At 66.3% G+C, this 19,658-nt stretch carries 17 protein-coding genes and 2 pseudogenes; 17 read left to right on the forward strand and 2 right to left on the reverse strand.

What is annotated here, in order from left to right:
- Positions 1-195: 195 nt before the first annotated feature.
- The 15 genes from IPM80_02335 to IPM80_02405 all read left to right on the forward strand — a co-directional run bounded on the left by IPM80_02335 (position 196) and on the right by IPM80_02405 (position 15,156).
- Complete coding sequence (locus IPM80_02335) at positions 196-954, forward strand: hypothetical protein (protein ID MBK8957283.1); 759 nt, start codon at positions 196-198, stop codon at positions 952-954.
- Between the two features lie 156 nt (positions 955-1,110).
- Positions 1,111-2,295, forward strand: a complete 1,185-nt coding sequence (locus tag IPM80_02340) for a CoA transferase (GenBank protein MBK8957284.1) — start codon at positions 1,111-1,113, stop codon at positions 2,293-2,295.
- A 51-nt stretch (positions 2,296-2,346) separates the two neighbouring features.
- Complete coding sequence (locus IPM80_02345; protein ID MBK8957285.1) at positions 2,347-3,774, forward strand: OB-fold domain-containing protein; 1,428 nt, start codon at positions 2,347-2,349, stop codon at positions 3,772-3,774.
- Between the two features lie 46 nt (positions 3,775-3,820).
- Positions 3,821-5,023 carry an acetyl-CoA acetyltransferase gene (locus IPM80_02350; GenBank protein ID MBK8957286.1) on the forward strand — a complete coding sequence of 401 codons (1,203 nt, stop codon included), beginning with the start codon at positions 3,821-3,823 and terminating at the stop codon, positions 5,021-5,023.
- Positions 5,024-5,184: 161 nt separating this feature from the next.
- Positions 5,185-6,330, forward strand: coding sequence for an acyl-CoA dehydrogenase family protein (locus tag IPM80_02355; protein ID MBK8957287.1), 1,146 nt, complete (start codon positions 5,185-5,187; stop codon positions 6,328-6,330).
- 17 nt (positions 6,331-6,347) lie between these two features.
- Positions 6,348-7,874, forward strand: a complete 1,527-nt coding sequence (locus IPM80_02360) for an AMP-binding protein (protein ID MBK8957288.1) — start codon at positions 6,348-6,350, stop codon at positions 7,872-7,874.
- Between the two features lie 4 nt (positions 7,875-7,878).
- Positions 7,879-9,498 carry a hypothetical protein gene (locus IPM80_02365; GenBank protein ID MBK8957289.1) on the forward strand — a complete coding sequence of 540 codons (1,620 nt, stop codon included), beginning with the start codon at positions 7,879-7,881 and terminating at the stop codon, positions 9,496-9,498.
- Positions 9,499-9,561: 63 nt separating this feature from the next.
- Entirely contained in the window at positions 9,562-10,017 is a 456-nt protein-coding gene (locus tag IPM80_02370; GenBank protein ID MBK8957290.1) for a MaoC family dehydratase, read from the forward strand.
- Positions 10,014-10,895 carry a CoA ester lyase gene (locus IPM80_02375; protein ID MBK8957291.1) on the forward strand — a complete coding sequence of 294 codons (882 nt, stop codon included), beginning with the start codon at positions 10,014-10,016 and terminating at the stop codon, positions 10,893-10,895. Before IPM80_02370 ends, IPM80_02375 begins: the two co-directional genes overlap by 4 nt.
- A gap of 88 nt (positions 10,896-10,983) precedes the next feature.
- On the forward strand, positions 10,984-11,856 hold the full coding sequence (locus IPM80_02380) for a haloalkane dehalogenase (protein ID MBK8957292.1): 873 nt from the start codon (positions 10,984-10,986) through the stop codon (positions 11,854-11,856).
- Between the two features lie 23 nt (positions 11,857-11,879).
- The gene (locus tag IPM80_02385) at positions 11,880-12,299 is read left to right on the forward strand and encodes a thioesterase family protein (GenBank protein ID MBK8957293.1); all 420 of its coding nucleotides are present in this window, start codon (positions 11,880-11,882) and stop codon (positions 12,297-12,299) included.
- A complete protein-coding gene (panB, locus tag IPM80_02390; protein ID MBK8957294.1) occupies positions 12,296-13,114 on the forward strand; it encodes a 3-methyl-2-oxobutanoate hydroxymethyltransferase in 819 nt (272 codons plus the stop codon). The genes IPM80_02385 and panB overlap by 4 nt, the downstream gene beginning before the upstream one ends.
- Positions 13,115-13,119: 5 nt before the next feature.
- Entirely contained in the window at positions 13,120-13,977 is an 858-nt protein-coding gene (locus IPM80_02395) for an acyl-CoA thioesterase II (protein ID MBK8957295.1), read from the forward strand.
- Positions 13,978-14,017: 40 nt separating this feature from the next.
- Positions 14,018-14,359 carry an alkylphosphonate utilization protein gene (locus tag IPM80_02400; protein MBK8957296.1) on the forward strand — a complete coding sequence of 114 codons (342 nt, stop codon included), beginning with the start codon at positions 14,018-14,020 and terminating at the stop codon, positions 14,357-14,359.
- Between the two features lie 335 nt (positions 14,360-14,694).
- The gene (locus tag IPM80_02405) at positions 14,695-15,156 is read left to right on the forward strand and encodes a hypothetical protein (protein ID MBK8957297.1); all 462 of its coding nucleotides are present in this window, start codon (positions 14,695-14,697) and stop codon (positions 15,154-15,156) included.
- Between the two features lie 84 nt (positions 15,157-15,240).
- On the opposite strand, the gene IPM80_02410 is transcribed toward IPM80_02405, so the two are convergent.
- Complete coding sequence (locus IPM80_02410; GenBank protein MBK8957298.1) at positions 15,241-15,717, reverse strand: EAL domain-containing protein; 477 nt, start codon at positions 15,715-15,717, stop codon at positions 15,241-15,243.
- Between the two features lie 2 nt (positions 15,718-15,719).
- Positions 15,720-17,009: a diguanylate cyclase gene (locus IPM80_02415; protein ID MBK8957299.1), complete on the reverse strand. Its 1,290-nt coding sequence runs from the start codon at positions 17,007-17,009 to the stop codon at positions 15,720-15,722.
- Positions 17,010-18,102: 1,093 nt separating this feature from the next.
- Between IPM80_02415 and IPM80_02420 the strand changes: the two are divergent.
- Positions 18,103-18,657: pseudogene (locus IPM80_02420) on the forward strand (TetR family transcriptional regulator C-terminal domain-containing protein).
- Between the two features lie 59 nt (positions 18,658-18,716).
- Positions 18,717-19,533, forward strand: a pseudogene (locus IPM80_02425) (cobalamin B12-binding domain-containing protein).
- Positions 19,534-19,658 lie beyond the last annotated feature (125 nt).

The following is a 19,658-nucleotide window of genomic DNA, read 5'->3' on the forward strand; positions in this document are numbered from 1 at the left end:
GTCAAATTTTGTTACCGCTGCCGAAAGCGTTAAGCAGTTCCGCAATCAGTTGTCGCCAGGCGCAAAAGGCACGGCAGTTCATATTTCATTTCTGGCACCTGACCCCGGAGCATCCCAGCCGCTGGCATGCGGAAGTCCGCCTCGCGTCGTTTTCGCCCGCGTGCCCCATGAGAAACCGGACCAGGGAGATTCGAATTGAATAACAACATCAAGACACTGTGCCTGCTCGCCGCGGGAGCACTCGGCGTCGCCGGCCAGGCGCAGGCCGCACTGTACAGCGGCGAAGTCGCCAACCTGCGCAATGCCGCGGGCGTGCTGGCCGGCGACAACGACGCCGACGCGAGCGGCAACGCCTGGGCGGCCACCGGCAGCAGCGCGACCAACAAGGGTGTGCGTCTGAGCTACACGGTCGACCAGGTCAGCGCCAACGACTGGGCGTATTCCTATACCTTCATCGCCGGTTCGACCGCGCAGAAGCAGGTGGCGCGCTTCGATCTCGAGGTCGGCAGCCTGTTCAATGCCGCTTCATTGATATCCGCGAGCTGCAGCGTGGTGGAATGCTTCTCGCCCGCCGCCGGACTCACCACGTCCGCCATTCACAGCGCGCAGGTGGGCTTGGTGTCGGCGCCCCAGACCCTGAGCCTCTCCGGCCTGGAATGGATCTTCCCGGCCAACACCTTTGCCTTCACCGTCACGCTGCATTCGACGCTCGGACCGATCTGGGGCGACTTCATCGTCAAATCGAGTGAAACGACCGCCAATCCGCCGACCTTCCTCGCAGCCTGGAACCACGGTTTCGGCGCCGACGTCGCGACCGCCATCGTGACCGGCAACGACGCCGCCGGTTACGTGCTGGTGCCGGGCGCGCCGGCACCGGTGCCCCTCCCGGCCTCGCTGCCGCTGCTGCTCGGGGCCTGCGCGGCGCTCGGCTGGGCGCGCCGCAAGGCAGCCTGAACCCCGCTCGCCAGTGCGCGACCCACACGCCCCGCAGTGCGGGGCGTGTTCGTTATGGGCCTCCGCGAACGGGGGGTAGGTCGCCGCCGCGGGCTTGGTTACACTCCGCGAGCGCCGTCTCGCGACGGCGGCCCATTCCAACACCTGCGAGCTGACATGACCCAAGCGAATGTTCTGACCGGCGTGCGCGTGCTCGACTTTTCGCGCTACATCGCCGGGCCCTACTGCGCGGCCTTGCTGGGTTTCCTCGGCGCCGACGTGATCCGCATCGAGAAGCCGGGCGGCGGCGAAGATCGTTTCGTCGGGCCGCTCAGCGACACCGCCAGCGCCATCTTCATGGAGACCGGCGTCAACAAGCGCAGCCTGACGCTGGATCTCAAGCACCCCGACGCCGCGCAGGTGGTGGCGCAGCTGGTGCGCGGCGCCGACGTGGTGATTGCCAACATGCCGCCCAGGGTGCTCAAGCGCATGGGCCTCGACTACGACACCCTGCGCGCCATCAAGCCCGACATCATCCTCACCACCCAGACCGCCTTCGGCCACCGTGGACCGTGGGCCGAGCGGGGTGGCTTCGACGGCCTCGGCCAGGTGATGTCCGGTTCGGCCTACATGTCCGGCACGCCCGGTCAGCCGTCGCGCAGCGCCACGCCCTTCGTCGATTACAGCACCGCGGTGCTGGGCGCTTTCGGCACCTTGGCCGCGCTCTATCACCGCCGCAACTGCGGCGAAGGCCAGCATGTGCAGGCGTCCCTGCTCGGCAGCGGCGTGGCGGCCTTCAGTCCGCTGATCATCGAGCAGGCGATCCTCGGCCTCAACCGTCAACCGAGCGGCACACGCGGCCAGACCAGCGGTCCGACCGACATCTTCAAGACCCGCGACGGCCACGTCATCACCCAGGTGCTGGGCAACGGCCTGTTCGCCAACGTCGCGCGTGCGCTGGGAGCCGAGCACTGGCTGTCGAACCCGAACTACGCGACCGACGAGCTGCGCGGCGAACACCGCGACGAGCTGTGCGAAGTGGTGGCGGCGTGGTGCGCGACGCGCAGCAACGAGGAGATCATCGACGTCATGGCCAAGGCCGGGGTGCCCTGCGGGCCGGTGCTGGACATGGAGGGCGCCATGGCCCATCCGCAGATCCGCGCCATGGAGTTCCTCGGCGCGATGTCCTTCCCCGAGTTCGACAGGCCGGCGCCGGTGCCGCGTCTGCCGCTCGATTTCTCGACCATCAGTCCACCGCAAGTGCGCCCGCCGCTGGTCGGCGAGCATACCGACGCTGTGCTGGCTCAATTCGGTTTCGACGCGGCGTCGATCGCGCGGCTGCGCGCCGCCGGCGTGGTTTAGTACACTCGCGTGTCCTTCAGGTACCTATTCAGCTAACGAGCAAAGCAACGCATGACTTACGGCATTCTTTCCTTCGGCGCCTACATTCCGCCCCTGCGCCTGTCGCGCCAGGGCATCCTGAGTGCGATAGGCTGGGCAGTGCCTTCGCTGCGCGGCCTCGCCGCCGGCGAACGCTCGGTCGCCAACTGGGACGAAGACGCGCTGACCATGGCGGTGGAAGCGGGCCGCGACTGCCTCAACGGCATCGACGTCGTGCCGCCGCACCTGGCGCTGGCCTCGACCACCTTGCCGTTCGCCGATCGCAGCAACAGCGGCGTCATCGCCGACGCGCTCAATCTCGACAACCGCATGGCGACCGAAGATCTCGCCGGCAGCCGCCGCGCCGCCACCAGCGCGCTGGCGCGCATGGCGCACGGCGGACAAACATCGCTGCTGCTGGCGAGTGACTGCCGCGACACGCGGCCGGGCAGCGCCCAGGACATGCTCTACGGCCACGGCGCCGCGGCGCTGCTGGTCGGCGAAGGCAAACCGGTGGCGGTGTTCCTCGCCAGCGCCTCGCGCCACGAGGATCTCGTCGACCAGTACCGCTCGTCCGACGCCGATTTCGACTACAGCCTGGAAGAACGCTGGGTGCGCGAAGAGGGCTATCTCAAGATCGTGCCCGAGGTCATCGAAGAAGTGGCGCAGCGCGCCGGCGTGTCCCTGTCGGACATCGATCACGTGGTGCTGCATGGCTCGGTCGACACCGCGCGCGCGCTGGCCAAGCGTCTCGGCATCGACATCAAGCGCTTCGCCGATACGCTGGGCGCGAAAGTCGGCGACTGCGGCGTCGCGCAGCCGATGCTGATGCTGGCCAAGGTGCTGGCCGAGGCCGGCGCCAACGAGCGCATCCTGGTGGTGGGTTTCGGCCAGGGCGCCGACGCCATTCTCGTCCAGACCACGCCGCAGCTGTCGACCATCCAGGGCGGGCGCGGGCCGCAACGCTACCTCGAGCAGTGCCGCGTGAGCGACAACTACACCTATTTCCTGTCGCTGCGCGGACAGCTCGACATCGACTTCGGCCTGCGCTCCGAGCGCGACAATCGCACCGCGCTGTCGGCCTATTACCGCAAGCGCCGCGACATCAATTCCATGCTGGGCGGGCGCTGCCGGGTGTGCAACACCCTGCAGTTCCCGCGTTCGCTTGTGTGCGTGAAATGCGCGTCGTCTGATTCCCAGGACGGCGAGACGCTGTCCAATCTTACCGGCCGCGTGAAGTCATTCACCGAGGACTGGCTGGCCTATACGCCTTCGCCGCCCTATATCTACGGCAACGTCGAATTCGACGACGGCGCCAACATCATGCTGGAATTCACCGACTTCACGGCCGGCCAGGTCAAGGTCGGCGATGCGGTGCGCATGGTGTTCCGCATCAAGGATTTCGATCACAAGCGCAAGTTCCGCCGTTATTTCTGGAAACCCGCGCCGCTGCTGGGCTGAGTCCCACCGTCGCCCACACAGCATCGCAAGCTTCAGGAGCATACACATGGCCAAAGGCATCAAAGACAGGGTCGCGATTATCGGCATGGGCTGTTCGCGTTTCGGCGAACGTTGGGACTGCGGGCCGGAAGAGCTGATCGTCGAAGCCTTCACCGAGGCCCTCGCCGACGCCAAGATCTCCCGCGAGCAGATTGAAATGGCGTGGTTGGGCCTGTTCTTCCAGGAGCAGAGCGCCGGCAAGTCGGCGCTGCCGCTCAGCATGTCGCTGCGCCTGCCCAACATTCCCGTCACGCGCGTCGAGAACCTGTGCGCGACCGGTACCGAGGCCCTGCGCGGCGCGGTGTACGCGGTGGCGGCCGGCGCCTGCGATTTCGCGCTGGCGGTCGGCGTCGAGAAATTGAAGGACACCGGCTACGGCGGCCTGCCGGAACGCACCAAGGGCAGTTTCGATGACCTGTGGCTGCCGAACGCCACCGCCCCCGGCGCCTTCGCGCAGCTCGCCAGCGCCTACACCGCCAAGCATGGTTGCGATCCGAAGGATCTGAAGCGCGCCATGGCGCACATCTCCTACAAGAGTCATCAGAACGGCGCCTTGAATCCCAAGGCCCACCTGCAAAAGGCCATCACCGAAGAGCAGGCGATGAATGCGCCGATGATCGCCTACCCGCTCGGCCTCTATGACTGCTGCGGCGTCAGCGACGGCGCGGCCTGCGCCATCGTCACCAGCGTCGAGAAGGCGCGCGAGATGGGCATCAAGGACATGGTCACGGTCAAGGCCATGCAGCTCGCGCCGAGCAATGGTCTCGAAATGTCCAACACCGCATGGGACGGCAGCTACCTGTTGACCACGCGCATCGCCGCTGAGCGCGCCTACAAGGAAGCCGGCGTCACCAATCCCGTCGCGCAGATCGACATGACCGAGGTGCACGACTGCTTCTCGGTGACCGAACTGGTGGTGATGGAGGACCTCGGACTCTCGACTCCCGGCGGCGCGATCAAGGACGTGCTGGACGGCAAGTTCGACGCCGATGGCCAGGTGCCGTGCCAGATCGACGGCGGCCTGAAATGCTTTGGTCACCCCATCGGCGCGAGCGGCCTGCGCATGGCCTACGAGATGTACCTGCAATTGCTCGGCCGTGCCGGCAAGCGCCAGTTGAAGTCGCCGAGCCTGGGCCTGACCCACAACCTCGGCGGTCATCCGTTCCGCAACGTCGCCAGCGTGTCGATCTTCGGCCTGCACTCGGCCTGAGCCGGCCCGCCTCACCCCGCCGCCGCGAAGTGCGACGGGGTGAGGCGCTGAACCGCCGGCCACCGCCGCGCGTAGCTGGCGGTACCATCCCCGTGATGCGTCTGCGGCCATGCACTCCGGTGCGTGGATCTCGAATCGTGTTTGTTTATCGGAGCCCGAGCATGAATCCCTATCACTCGCCGTGGATGACGGCCGACCATGAACTCTATCGCGACACCGTGCGTCGCTTCATCGAAACCGAGTTCGTGCCGAGCCGCGAGCGCTGGATAGAGCAGGGCCGACCGGAGCCCGAAGCGTGGGCCAAGGCCGGCGCGGTCGGCATGCTGCTGCCCGACGTACCGGCCGAATACGGCGGCGGTGGTGGCGACTTCGGTTTCGACGTCATCACCTACGAGGAACTGTCGCGCGCCTGCATTTCGAGCTTCGGCAACGGCATCCAGAGCATCGTCGCCCATTACCTGGTGCGCTACGGCACCGAGGCGCAGAAGCACAAGTGGCTGCCGGGCATGGCCAGCGGCGAGATCATCGCGTCCATCGCCATGACCGAGCCCGGCACCGGCTCTGACCTGCAGGCGGTCAAGACCCGCGCACAGCGCGACGGCGATGAGTACGTCCTGAACGGCGCCAAGACCTTCATCACCAACGGCTACAACGCCAACCTCATCTGCGTGGTGTGCAAGACCGATCCCGAAGCACGCGCCAAGGGCATATCGCTGCTGATGGTGGAAGTCGACGCACTCGACGGCTTCCGTCGCAACAAGCCGCTCAAGAAGGTCGGCATGAAGGGTCAGGACACCTGCGAGCTGTTCTTCGACGACGTGCGCGTGCCGGTCGAGAACATTCTCGGCGGCGTGGAAGGGCAGGGCTTCTACCAGCTCATGGCGCAGCTGCCGCGCGAGCGCCTGATCATCGGCGTGTCGGCGGTGGCGGCGATGGAAGCGGTGCTGGAAGGCACCATCGACTATTGCAAGCAGCGCAAGGCCTTCGGCCAGACGCTGCTGGATTTCCAGAACACCAAGTTCAAGCTCGCCGAACTCAAGACCGAGACCAAGATCGCGCGGGTCTTCCTCGACCACTGCATCGAACAGCTGAACGCCGGCACGCTCGACAACGAGACCGCTTCGATGGCCAAGTGGTGGTGCAGCGAAAAGCAGTTCGAGACCGCCCACCAGTGCCTGCAGCTGCACGGCGGCTATGGCTACATGCTGGAATACCCGGTCGCGCATTACTTTGCTGATGCGCGCGTGCAGATGATTTACGGTGGCTCCAACGAAATCATGAAGGAGCTGATCGGGCGCTCGCTGTAGGCGAGCCTCGAAGAGCCATGACCGCCAACGCCAATCTCTACGCACGCCTCGCGGCGGGCTTCGACCCGCGCGCGGTTTTCCTCGAACTGCCCGACGGCAGTCGTTACACCTACGGCGATGCCGAACGCGCCAGCGCCAAGGTCGCCAATGCCTTGCGCGCGCTCGGCCTCGAGCCCGGCGACTGCGCGGCGGCGGTGGCGGAGAAGAGCGTCGCACTGGTGTGGCTGTATCTCGGCTGCCTGCGCGCGGGAGTCATCTACCAGCCCTTGAACAGCTCCTACAGCGAACGCGAACTGGCGTTCTTCATCGGCAATTCCGGCGCTAGCCTGGTGGTGCACGATCCGCAGCTCGCGGAACGCATCGATGCGGCCTGCGCGCAGTGCGAGAAGGCGCCGCGACGGCTGACCCTGGACGCCCAAGGCGAGGGCGAGATCGCGAGCGCCTGGGCCGGCGCCGCCGAGCATTTCGACACCATCCGCGCCGAGGGCGATACGGTCGCGGCCTTGCTCTATTCCTCGGGCACGACCGGTACGCCCAAGGGCATCCCCATCACCCACGACAACCTCTACAGCAATGCCGAGGCGCTGCGTGCGGCCTGGGGCTTTACGCGCGACGACGTGCTGCTGCACGCGTTGCCCTTCTATCACGTGCACGGCCTGTTCATCACGCTGCACCCGGCCATGCTGGCCGGCATGCGCCTGCGCTTCCACGCGCGCTTCGATGCCGAGGAAGTCTTGCACGGCCTGGCGGGTGCGACGCTGTTCGCCGGTGTGCCGACCTATTACACGCGCCTGCTCGGCCTGGCGGGCTTCGACAGCGCCGCGTGCGCGACGCTGCGCCTGTTCATTTCGGGCTCGGCGCCCTTGCTCGAATCCACTTTCCACGAGTTCAGCGCGCGCACCGGCAAGGTCATCCTCGAGCGCTACGGCATGACCGAAACCGGCATCAACACGTCCAACCCGCTGCTTGGCGAACGCCGCGCCGGCTCGGTGGGGCTGCCGTTGCCCGGCACCGACGTGCGCATCGTGAGCGAGCAGGGCGCGCCGCTGGCCGAGGGCGAGATCGGTGAAATCGAAGTGCGCGGACCGAACGTGTTTCGCGGTTACTGGCGTTTGCCGGAGCAAAGCGCGTCGGCATTCAGTGCCGACGGCTACTTCCGCACCGGCGACCAGGGCCGCTTCGACGCCGACGGCTATCTCCACATCGTCGGCCGCAGCAAGGACATGATCATCAGCGGCGGTCTGAACGTCTATCCCAAGGAAATCGAAGCCGAGCTGGATGAACTGCCGAACGTGGTGGAGTCGGCGGTGTTCGGCGTGCCGCATGCCGATTTCGGCGAGGCGGTGATGGCGGCGGTGATCGCGTGCGGCGACTTCGACGAGGCGGCGGTGCTCACGCATCTGCGTGCGCGGCTGGCGGGCTTCAAGCTGCCCAAGCGCATCGTCACGGTCAGCGACCTGCCGCGCAACACCATGGGCAAGGTACAGAAGAGCCGCTTGCGCGACAGTTACGCCGGCACGTTCGCGTCCGACGCGCGCGGCTGACAGCATGGGCGCGGCCGTCGACCGCCGAAGTCTCGCGACGGTCGGCGTTGGCTGGCTGGCGGCGCTCGGTGTCGGCAGCGCCGCGCTATTGCTGTGGATCGGCGTCAAGCCGACCCTGGCCGGCATCAATTCCGATGCCGCCGTCTACCTGCTGCAGGCCGACTGGCTGTCACCGTGGCGCGCGACGGATATCGATTTCGGCGCGCGACTTTTTGCTCATTACCCGTTTCCGCCCCTCTATCCGCTGTTGATGGCGCTGCTCGGCATCGGCAGCGGCACGCCCGAACTCGCCTATGCACTCGATGCACTGCTGCTGGCGACGGCGGTCGTCGCCAGCGCATGCTGGGCGCGACGCATCGGCTGCGGCGTAGCCGGCGTGATGCTCGCCGCCTGCAGCCTGGCGCTCACGCCCATCGCGCTCTTTACCGCCATGGGGGTGTTCAGCGAACCGCTGTACCTGGCGCTGTCCATGGCCGCGCTGGCGATCGTGGCAAGGCCGCGGCCGGCGCCGCGACATTGGTATGCCGCCGCCATGCTGTTGGGCGCCGCGGCCCTGACCCGCGGCGCGGGATTGTTCGCGCTGGCGGCGCTGCTCGGCTGTTGGGCATGGCGCACGCGTGGGCGCGACGCCGGCCTGACACCGCTGCTGGCCATCGGCGCGCCGCTGGCGTGGATGCTGTTCAAGGCGGCCCAGGGCTGGAGCGGCGGCTACACCCACACGCTGTTCGCCGGCGGCGTGGCGCCGGTGCTGGCGGGCCTCGTTGAACAGCTGCCGACCAATCTGCGCGCGCTCGCTTATCACTTTCCGCGCTGTTTCGATTTCCTCGGCAGCCGGCACGGCGCCGTGATCGTCGCGGTGCTGTTCGTGCCGGCCGTGCTGAGCTGGGCGCGACGCCTGCGCGAGGCGCAAGTCGATGCCTGGTACGCGCTGATTTATCTCGGTGTGATCGTGGCATGGCCTTACCCCAATCACTTCGCGCGCTTTCTCCTCGTCCTGTTGCCGCTGTACGCGGCCTACGCCGCGCTCGGCATGACGGCGCTGGCGGGCGCCCTCGGCCACGCGGCCGCGACGCGCCACGCGGCGAGCTTGTGTGCGCTGCTGCTGGCGCTGGTGGTGGCGCCGAGCGCGCTGCAAATAGCGTTCGGCATCGCGCGCGCGGCTGACGCCGAGGAAAGCGTCCATGCACGCATGGCGAGCTGGTACGGACACGACAGCCTGGCCACGGCGCGTCGTGCCACGGCTTTCTCGCTGCGAGTGCTGGAGGTGATGGGCGACCTCGGCGCACAGCTACCGAAGGACGCCTGCGTGAGCGCGACCATGGCCGAGATGTTCATGCTGCACGCCCGACGTTACAGCCGTCCACCGCCCAGCCAGCGCGATTCGCTGGCCAGCCTGCGCGACGCGCTGGCGCGCTGTCCTTACGTGCTGATGCTCGGCGCCACGGCGTTCCCGGCGGCCGATTTTCCCGCCTATTATCCGCGCTCACGGGTGGCGGACGATCTCGACACGCTGGTCAGCGTGCAGCGTACAGGCGCACAGCGCGATGGCGCGCCGCTGGCGATCCTTGCGCGATTCGACGCGTCTCGGCGACACACCGACGGCGACCCTGCCCGGCGCCCCTAATCGCGCCCGCGGCACTATAATGCCGGCACCTTCACACGCGCAGTCAACACGGGGGACGACCGCATGGCTGGACTATATTTCGAGGAATTTCACGTCGGGCAGATCTTCAAGCATGCGATCCACCGCACGCTCACCGAAACCGACAACGTGCTGTTCACGGCGATGACCCACAATCCGGCGCGTCTGCACCTGGACGAGGAGTATTGCCGCACCGAGACCGAGTTCGGCCAGCGCATCGTCAACAGCGCCTTCACGCTGGCGCTGATGGTCGGCATCAGCGTGCATGACACCACCCTCGGCACCACCGTCGCCAATCTCGGCTGGGACGAAGTGCGTTTCCCGGCGCCGCTGTTTCACGGCGACACCATCCGCGTCGAAACCGAGGTGCTGGAACTGCGCGAGAGCAAGTCCCGTCCGCAGAATGGCGTGGTGATTTTCGCGCATCGTGCCTACAACCAGAAGAACCAGCTGGTGGCGGTATGCAAGCGCTCCGGCCTGATGCTGAGGAAGCCGGCATGAGCCTGCGTTCGCTGCTGTTCGCGCCGGGCGACAGCGACAAGAAAATGGCCAAGGCGTCCGAGAGCGGCGCCGACTGCGTGATCCTCGATCTCGAGGATTCGGTTGCCGCCAGCCGCAAGCCCATAGCGCGCGACATGGTGCGCGAGTTCCTGAAGGGCAGCACCAACCCGAACGTCGAGTTCTGGGTGCGTTGCAATCCACTCGATGGCCCGTACGTGTTGCAGGACATCGCGGCGGTCGCGCCGGCCGCGCCCAAGGGCATCATCCTGCCCAAGACCAACGGCGCCGAGGACATCGTCACGGTCTCGCATTTCCTCGACGTGCTGGAAGCCGAGCACGGCATCGCGGCCGGCAGCATCGGCATCCTGCCGGTCGCCACCGAGACCGCCGCCGCGCCTTTCGGCCTTGGCAGCTACAACAAGAACACGCCGCGTCTGCGCGGGCTGACCTGGGGCGCAGAGGATCTCGGCGCCGCGGTCGGTGCGAGTTCCAATCTCGAAGCCAATGGCCAGTGGACCTCGCCTTTCGTGCAGGTGCGCGCGCTGTGCTTGTTCGCGGCGCACGCGGCCGGCGTGCAGGCCGTCGATACCGTGATGGCGGACTTCCGCGATCTCGCCGGTCTTGAGCGGGTGTGCAACGAGGCGCGGCGTGACGGCTTCACCGGCAAGATAGCCATCCATCCCGCCCAGGTGCCGGTCATCAACCAGGCCTTCAGCCCCAGCGATGCGGAGATTGCCCACGCCCGCGCGGTGCTGGAACTGTTCGCGGCCAACCCGGATGCGGGTACCCTGCAGCTGAACGGCAAGATGATCGACAAGCCGCACGAAGTGCAGGCCAAGCGCATCCTGGCCATGGCTGACAAGCTCAAGGCGCGTTGAGCACGCGACGCGGACCGCAACAGGCGGTCCGCGTCGACAGCGCGCACGACTGGCCACCCACTTCACTCAAGCCCCGGAGGCTCGCGGCATGAACGACTGGTCAAGACAGAAGAAATTCGTCAGCGTGCATGGTCGACGCATGGCCTATGTCGAGATGGGCAGCGGTCGGCCGATCGTGTTCCAGCACGGCAACCCGACCTCGTCCTACCTGTGGCGCAACATCCTGCCCAAGCTCGCCTCCCTCGGCCGCTGCATCGCTGTCGATCTGATTGGCATGGGCGATTCGGACAAGCTGCCCGATTCGGGGCCACAGCGGTATACCTTCGCCGAGCAGAGCCATTACCTCGACGGCGCGTTCGCGGCGCTCGGCATCGAGCGTGACGTGGTGTTGGTGCTGCATGACTGGGGTTCGGCCTTGGGCTTCGACTGGATGCGTCGCCACCCCGGCGCCGTGGCCGGCGTTGCGCACATGGAAGGCATCGTCAAACCCTTACGCTGGGACGAATGGCCGGCGGCCGCCACCGAGATCTTCCGTGCGTTCCGCTCGGAGGCCGGCGAGGATCTCGTGCTCAACAAGAATGTGTTCGTCGAGAACGTGCTGCCGAAATCCATCCTGCGCCCCTTGAGCGAGGAGGAGATGGACGCCTATCGCGCGCCGTTTCGCGAGATTGGTGAAGGTCGCCGGCCGACGCTTACCTGGCCGCGCCAGATCCCGCTCGGCAATCAGCCCGCCGACGTGTGCGCGCTGGTCGATGCCTATGGCGCCTATCTCAAGACCGCGACCATGCCCAAGCTTTTCATACGCGGCGAGCCGGGCATGATCATGAACGGCGCGCCGGCCGAGGTCGCGCGCGCGTGGCCCAACACCACCGAGGTGGCGGTCAAGGGCCTGCACTTCCTGCAGGAAGATTCGGCCGACGACATCGCGGATGCGCTGCGTGACTGGATCAAGAACTTCTGACCTCCTTGGCCTTCTCAATCACCATGGATCTCACCACTCTCATTGCCTTGAACACCGCGGCCAGCCGCGACGTGGTGGTCAGTTTCGAACTGACCGTGGCGCACGCCTATCCCAGCCTGCCGGCGGTGTACGCTTCGCCGCAGATGATCATGCTGATGGAAATGGCCTGCGCCGATGCCATCGCGCCGCTGTTGCCGGCCGGCTGGGTCTCGGTCGGCACCCATGTCGACGTCAAGCACCTCGCGGCCACGCCGGTCGGCATGACGGTCACCGCCTCGGCGCGTGTCATCGAAGTGAGCGCGCGCAGCGTGCGCTTCGCGGTGAGCGCCCATGACGGCATGGACCTGATAGGCGAAGGTTTCCACGTGCGCGCGCCGGTCGCCCTCGAACGTTTCGAGGAAGGAGTGGCGCGCAAGACCGCCAAGCTCGGAGTACGCCCATGAGCCAGCATCACGAAGTCGCGGGACATGTCACCACGCGCAGCCTGCGCCAGATGAAAATCGACGGCGAGAAAATCGCCAGCCTCACCGCCTACGACGCGTCCTTCGCGCGCGTGCTCGACGAAGCCGGCATGGACTTCATCCTGGTCGGTGACTCGGTGGGCATGGTGGTGCAGGGGCACACCACCACCATTCCCGTCACCATGGACGAAATGGTCTATCACACGCGGCTCGTTTCACGCGGCATCAAGCGTGCGCTGCTGATGGCCGACATGCCGTTCATGAGCTATGCCTCGGGCGAGGCGTGCCTGCGCAACGCCGCGCGGCTCATGAAGGAGGGCGGCGCTGAAATGGTCAAGCTCGAGTGGGGCGAGCTCGAAATCGACATGGTCGCGCGTCTCACCGAATGCGGCATTCCGGTGTGCGCGCATCTCGGTCTCACGCCGCAGGCGGTGCACAAGTTCGGCGGCTACCGCGTGCAGGGCCGTGAAGAAGCGGCGGCGCGCAAGATGAAGGAAGACGCGCTGGCGCTCGAGCAGGCGGGCGCCGACGTGCTGCTGCTCGAATGCGTGCCGACCGCGCTCGCCGCCGAGATCACCGCGGCCGCCTCGGTGCCGGTGATCGGCATCGGCGCCGGGCCGCGGGTGGATGGCCAGATCCTGGTGCTGTACGACATCCTCGATATCGCGCCCGGCAAGCGCACGCGCTTTTCCAAGAACTACATGGTCGGCGCCGACTCCATCCACGTCGCCATCCAGAACTACGTGCGCGAAGTGAAGGCCGTGAGCTTTCCCGCCGCCGAGCACGCGTTCACCTGAGCGCGATGATGGATCCCGCTCTCACGCGCCTGGTCCAGGGGCTCGCCCTCGAACGTCTGGAAGAGAATCTTTTTCGCGGCGCGGTCAGCGACACGCACTTGAAGCGCGTCTATGGCGGCAAGGTGCTGGGCGAAGCGATCAAGGCCGCGCAGTCGACCGTCGACGGTCGCGACGTGCATTCCATCCATTGCTATTTCCTGCGCGAAGCCGATTCCCAGAATCCGGTCATCTACGAGGTTGAACGCAGCCGCGATGGTCGTGCGTTTGCCGCGCGGCGCGTGACCGCTATTCAATACGGGCGGCCGATCTTCACGCTCGAGGCTTCGTTCCAGGTGCGCGAGCAAGGTATCGAATACCAGGCCCCGGCGCCGAGCGTGCCGCGACCGGAAGAACTCGCGCGCGTGTCGTTCGACGAATTGAACATGCAAGGCGCGTCGCCCAAGGTGCAGCGCATCGCCAACATCGCCGCGCCGTTCGAACTGCGCCCCATCGACGCCTATTTCAGCGATCCGGCCGAGGGCACGCCGCCCTTGCGCAGGGTATGGCTGCGCACCGTCGCGCCGCTGCCCGATGAGCCCGACCTGCACCGCGCCATTCTTGCCTACCTGTCCGACTACGGACTCATCACCACCTTGCTCATGCCCCAGGGCCTGCGCGTGCTGACCGAGAACATCTTTCTCGCCAGCCTCGATCACGCCATGTGGTTCCATCGCCCCTTCAAGATGGACGAGTGGCTGCTCTACGTGTGCGAAGGCGTGACCTCGTCCGGCGCACGCGGGCTCGCTCGCGGCAGCTTCTACGATCTCGCCGGCCGCCTGGTGGTGTCGGTCGCCCAGGAAGGATTGATACGCGTCACCGCGTGAGCCCTGCGGCGCGCGCCGCCCACGACAAGGACAAAATGCCATGAGTGAACTGCCTGCCTGCCCCGAGTGCCGCTCCGAATTCGCGTATCGTGATGCGGATCACCTGGTGTGCCCCGAATGCGGGCATGAATGGTCGCCCCATGCACCGGCGGCGAGCACGGATGAAGGCCGCGTCTACAAGGACGCCTTCGGCAACACGCTGGTCGATGGCGATGCGGTGACGGTGATCAAGGATCTGAAAGTCAAAGGCTCGTCGGCAGTGGTCAAGGTTGGCACCAAGGTCAGGAACATCCGCTTGGTCGACGGCGATCACGACATCGACTGTCGCATCGAAGGCATCGGCGCGATGAAGTTGAAGAGCGAATTCGTCAAGAAGGCCTGAGCGCCGCATGCCGTCGCGCGCATGTCGCGCGCTTGACGGAGAATTTTGCGACGTAGTCCGCATTTGCGCGTTACGCGTCAACAATCCCGCGGACTTTGCGAACCACGCCCGCGTCGCGCGGCGCGGCGCGTCATGATCCCGACCAATTCGCCGCGCTTCATGTCAAAGCTGTGACAGACGCCCAGAATGGGTGGGCGTGGGCGCGACGAGCGGCGGCCTCGAATTGTTATAGTCCATCGCAGGTTGAAGGGCGGCGTAAAAGCCGTTCGGAAACTGAAACGCGGCTCAGGAAGTTACCGCGCTGTGTTTGGATAGTGTTGATAAGGATGATGGATATGAAAGTTCTAAGTAAGTACTCGATGATCAGTGCACTGCTGGTGCTGCTGACCTTCAGCATGGGCTCCCAGGCCCAGGTTGTGGACAGCGGTTTCAAGGTGGGAAGCTGGGCGGACAGCGGAAACATCACGCTGGCGGCCGGTGACTACACGCTTGAATTGCTGGCGGTGGCATTTTCCGACCCGGCTGGTCCGTTCGTGTTCGGTCTGAAGGGTGCCTCGGAGCCGCTCTACAAGGTGACTTTGGCCACCGAAGGGTTCGTCTCCCAGGTGTTCTCGCTGGCCGGCGGCACCTACCACTGGCTGGTCGGTGGCAATGGTGGCGATTTCGGCACCGGTTTCACCGCTTCGGTGAATGCCGCGCCGGTGCCGCTGCCGTCGTCGGTCATCATGATCGGTAGCGCGCTGGCCGCCATGGTCAGCATCGGTCGCCGCGGCGCAAGCCGTCGCGCCCGGGCGTAAGCGGTCAAGACTGACTTGCCCTTTCGATGCCGTCCGTCCGCGAGGATGGGCGGCATCGATTATCTCCTGCCTAGCATCCAGCCCTCACATCCGGTAGCGCGCGGCGAACGCCTCGGCGCCCATCGGCCGTGCGAAGAAATAACCTTGCGCGAGTTCGCAGCCGAGCTTGCGCAATAAGCTCACCTGGCCGGCGGTCTCCACGCCTTCCGCCACCACCGTCAAGTTCAGCGCGCGGCCGAGGGCAATGATCGATTCCACCAGGTGCGCGTCGCTTTCGTTGCTTTCGATATCGCCAACGAAGGAACGATCAATCTTGAGCATCGTCACCGGCAGGCGCCTGAGGTAACCGAGCGCCGAATAGCCGGTGCCGAAGTCGTCGAGCGCGATGCCGATGCCGAGATCGCGAAAGTCACGCAGCACCGCGCCGACGCGCCGGTCTTCGTCGATCAACAGCGACTCGGTCATCTCGAATACCAGGCGCTCGGCGGGGAAGCCGGTTTCGGCCAGCACCCCGGCGACGAAATCACCGTCGAAGCCGCCCCACAGCTGGCGTCCGGACACGTTCACCGCCAGGCGTGGCAAGCCGCCGTCGCCGTGCCCGCACCAGGCCACGGCGGTGCGACAGGCGTGGCGCAGCGCCCACGCGCCGATATCGACGATGAGGCGGGTTTCCTCGGCGACCGGTATGAATTCGCCGGGTGACACCGCGCCGCGCGTCGGATGTCGCCAGCGCAACAGCGCTTCGGCGCCGGCCAGCGTGCCATCCTCCAGGCGCATGACGCTCTGGTACTCGAAATCGAATTCGTGGCGCGCCAGGCCACGCGCAGGTCTTTCTCGAGCGCCACGAAATGCTCGGCGCGCGTCGTCATCTCGGCGGCGAAGAAACGGAAGGTATTGCGGCCACGCGCCTTGGCGCGGTACATGGCCATGTCGGCGTTACGCAGCAGCGTGTTGGCATCGCCGCCATCGGCGGGGTAGAGCGTGATGCCGATGCTGGCGCCGGTATGCACCACCTGGTCGGCCAGCACGAAGCCTTCGGTCAGGGCCCCGATCAGCGTTTCGGCGCAATGCGCGGCATTCATGGGGTCGTCGATGTCGCGCATGATGACGGTGAATTCGTCGCCGCCGAAACGCGCCACCGTGTCACTCTGGCGCAGGCATTGGGTGAGGCGCTCGCCGGCTTCGACCAGGAGCCTGTCTCCGACCTCGTGACCCAGCGTGTCGTTGACGTTCTTGAAACGGTCCAGATCGACGAACAGCAGCGCGAACTGGCGGCTGTCGCGCTGCGATTCGCTGATGGTCTGGCCGAGCTGGTTCATGAAATTTTCGCGGTTGGGCAGCGCGGTCAAGGGATCGAAATAGGCGCGATAGCGGACATGTTCCTCGGCGGCGCGGATCTCCGTGACATCCGTGTACAGGCCCACCACGTAGCCGTCGGCGGTGTGGTATTCGGAGATCGACACCACGCGCCCGGCACGCGTGCGCACTTCCATTGCCCCGCCCGGCGCGCGATGCTGCGCGATGCGCCGGGCTATCCACTGTTCCGGATCGTCACCTTGGCCGACCACACCGAGCTTGGCCATGGTCCGGATCAGGGTTTCGAACGGCATGCCGATGTGCATGACCTCGGCCAGCGCCGGCAACAGCTTGGACAACTGCTGGTTGTAGACCTCTAGCCTGTCGTCCTGGTCCCACAGCGCGAAGCCTTCGGCCAGCGCTTCGATGGCATTGATGAGGTCCTGGCGGCTGCGCCGCAAGGCCTGCTCGGAACGTTGCAGGGCGTCGAGCGCATCGATCTGCTGGCGCAGGTGGCGGGCGCGTGATTGCAGCAGCGCCGCCAGCACCGCCGCCAAGGACAGCGCCGCGATGCGCAGCCACAGGGCGGGGCGATGTCGGCCAACCAGCCGTGGTGCGGTCGCGCCGCGATCACCCAACGCCCGATGGGCAGATTGACGACGGTGCGCACGGCGTCACGCGAGAACAGGGCGGCATCACCGTAAAACACCGGGTCGTGGGCGCCATCGGGAATGTTCTCGGCGCGCACCGCGATGGCGAGCGTGGCGGCGGCCTGGTCGAGCCCCACCACCTGGTAGAGCTTGTCGCGGTCGATGGCCGCCGCGACCATGCCCCAGATGGCCGGCGGGCCGCGCTTCTCCGGCAGCATCACCGGCTCGCGCGCCACGAATGCGCTGCCGCCCTGCACCAGTTCGACCGGCCCGGTGATCATCATGGTTCGCCGCAGGATGGTGTTGTTGACGGCTTCGCGCGCGGTGGGGATCTTGAGGTAGTCGGTGTCGAGCACCGCCTCGTTGCCGGCCAAGGGGTGCACGAAGCGGATGGTGAGATTGGGCGCGGCGGTGACGTGACGCAGCGCCGTCGGTTTGCGCAGCAGCTGCTCCACGTAGCTGGAAAATCCCGCTTGGTCGATGTCCGGCGAGGCGGCGATATGGGTGGCGAGAGCGCGTACCACGTAGAGGTCGCGGTAGATGAGCTTCTCGATGCGGGCCCGCACGCCGTTCAGGGTCGAGAGCGTGTGCTCCTGTTCGCGCCGGAGTTCGTGCTGTCGGATGAGTTCTTCCACCGAGAACTCGACCACCGCCACCACCACCAGGGTCAGGGCGATGACGAGACCGCTGCTCGGCAATCTCATGCGCATCGCGGAACGCGGTCGGACGATGTCAGGGCGGCGGACTCGTGGTGGCCAAGGGCATCTCAATGCTACAGCAAGCCGCCCAAAACGTGACCCGTGCGTGTGCCGACGTTCTCGGTGAGGGCCCGGACCCGACCGGCTTCTACTTGCTTGTTGCAAACAAGTAAGCCTCCGGGGAATAATCGCGCCATGGCCGCCACCGTCAAACTCGATCAGAACGAACGCCGCACCCAGGCCGAGCGCACCGCCTTGTCGGACCAGCGCATGCTCGACGCGGCGGTGGCCCTGATCTCGCGCGCGGCGCGGCCGGCACCACGCTCAAGGAAGTCGGTGAGCGCGCCGGTTACAGCCGCGGTCTCGCCAGCTATCGTTTCCGGAGCAAGGGCGGCCTGTCCGCTTTCATCATTCGCTCGATAGGCGAGTCGTGGCTGCGCGAACTGCGCCGCGTGGTGAAGGACAAGGTTGGCGTCGACGCCATCGCGGCCGCCACCGACGCGCACTTCCGCTTCATTGTCGAAGGCAGCGATCACATCCGCGCCTTCTACATGCTGTGGTTCGATTCGATTGGACCGGACGCGGAAGTCAAACAGGTGGTGGCCAACATCCACGAACGGCGCCGCCGCGACGTCGCGGCCTGGATCCAGACCGGCATCGACGCCGGCCACATCGCGCCCGATGTCGATATCGCCGGTACCGCCGAGCAGTTCTGCGCCGCCATCATCGGCATCGTCTACCAGTGGCTGGTGACGCCCGACGCCCAGGACCATATCCAATTTCTGCACGAATCACTCAAGAGACAGACCGCGCTGGTGTTGAGTCCGGCGCGCGCGCAAACGGGGAGACCGACATGAACACCAGAGCCAAGGATTTCAGCGACAACGCGCCCGACAGCGTCGCCGCCACCACGCCCATGCGTTTCGTCACCGCCGCGTCGTTGTTCGACGGCCACGACGCCGCCATCAACGTCATGCGGCGCCTGATCCAGGGCGAAGGCGTGGAAGTGGTGCATCTCGGCCACAATCGCTCGGTGGCCGACGTGGTGCGCGCCGCCATCCAGGAAGACGCCGACGGCATCGCCATCAGCTCCTACCAGGGCGGGCATAACGAGTATTTCCGCTACATGGTCGACATGCTGCGCGAAGCCGGCGCCGGCCATATCCGGCGTGTTCGGCGGCGGCGGCGGCACCATCACCCCGGAAGAAATCGATGTCCTGCAGAAGTACGGCGTCGAGCGCATCCACCATCCCCATGACGGCATGCGCATGGGCCTGCTCGGCATGATCACCGACCTCGTGCAGCGCACCGAGGCGGCGCGCGTGGCAAGCCGCGCACCGGAAGCCGCCAGCAGCGACAACTACCTGGCCGTCGCGCAGATGCTGTCGGCGCTCGAAGACGGCGTCATCGCCGGCAACAAGCTCGACACGCTGCGCAAGGAATGGCAGCTCGCCGGCAAGCACGTGCCGGTGATGCATCACCGGCACCGGCGGCGCCGGCAAGAGTTCGGTGACGGACGAGATCCTGTCGCTTCTGCCAGTATTTCCCGGAGCGCAAGGTGGCGGTGCTGGCGGTCGACCCGACGCGGCGTCGTCGCACCGGCGGCGCGCTGCTCGGCGATCGCATCCCGCATGAACAGCCTGCGGCACGAAAACTCTACATGCGCTCGATGGCGACCCGTCGCCAGCACCTCTCGACCAGCGCCATGCTCGGCGATTCGATTGCCTTCCTGAAGGCCGCCGGCTTCGGCCTCGTGATCGTCGAGACCGCCGGCATCGGCCAGAGCGACAGCGAAATCGTCGACCTGGTGGATTTGCCGATCTACGTCATGACCAGCGAGTTCGGCGCGCCCAGCCAG

The sequence above is a fragment of the Pseudomonadota bacterium genome (genome assembly GCA_016719885.1).
Classification (GTDB): domain Bacteria; phylum Pseudomonadota; class Gammaproteobacteria.

What these genes read in the sequence shown, in the direction of transcription:
- IPM80_02360 (MBK8957288.1), top strand. Translation starts at nt 6,348, where the DNA reads ATGACCGCCAACGCCAATCTCTACGCACGCCTCGCGGCGGGCTTCGAC.
- IPM80_02345 (MBK8957285.1), top strand. Translation starts at nt 2,347, where the DNA reads ATGACTTACGGCATTCTTTCCTTCGGCGCCTACATTCCGCCCCTGCGC.
- IPM80_02350 (MBK8957286.1), top strand. Translation starts at nt 3,821, where the DNA reads ATGGCCAAAGGCATCAAAGACAGGGTCGCGATTATCGGCATGGGCTGT.
- IPM80_02380 (MBK8957292.1), top strand. Translation starts at nt 10,984, where the DNA reads ATGAACGACTGGTCAAGACAGAAGAAATTCGTCAGCGTGCATGGTCGA.
- IPM80_02400 (MBK8957296.1), top strand. Translation starts at nt 14,018, where the DNA reads ATGAGTGAACTGCCTGCCTGCCCCGAGTGCCGCTCCGAATTCGCGTAT.
- IPM80_02365 (MBK8957289.1), top strand. Translation starts at nt 7,879, where the DNA reads ATGGGCGCGGCCGTCGACCGCCGAAGTCTCGCGACGGTCGGCGTTGGC.
- IPM80_02395 (MBK8957295.1), top strand. Translation starts at nt 13,120, where the DNA reads ATGATGGATCCCGCTCTCACGCGCCTGGTCCAGGGGCTCGCCCTCGAA.
- IPM80_02385 (MBK8957293.1), top strand. Translation starts at nt 11,880, where the DNA reads ATGGATCTCACCACTCTCATTGCCTTGAACACCGCGGCCAGCCGCGAC.
- IPM80_02355 (MBK8957287.1), top strand. Translation starts at nt 5,185, where the DNA reads ATGAATCCCTATCACTCGCCGTGGATGACGGCCGACCATGAACTCTAT.
- IPM80_02405 (MBK8957297.1), top strand. Translation starts at nt 14,695, where the DNA reads ATGAAAGTTCTAAGTAAGTACTCGATGATCAGTGCACTGCTGGTGCTG.
- panB (MBK8957294.1), top strand. Translation starts at nt 12,296, where the DNA reads ATGAGCCAGCATCACGAAGTCGCGGGACATGTCACCACGCGCAGCCTG.
- IPM80_02370 (MBK8957290.1), top strand. Translation starts at nt 9,562, where the DNA reads ATGGCTGGACTATATTTCGAGGAATTTCACGTCGGGCAGATCTTCAAG.
- IPM80_02375 (MBK8957291.1), top strand. Translation starts at nt 10,014, where the DNA reads ATGAGCCTGCGTTCGCTGCTGTTCGCGCCGGGCGACAGCGACAAGAAA.
- IPM80_02340 (MBK8957284.1), top strand. Translation starts at nt 1,111, where the DNA reads ATGACCCAAGCGAATGTTCTGACCGGCGTGCGCGTGCTCGACTTTTCG.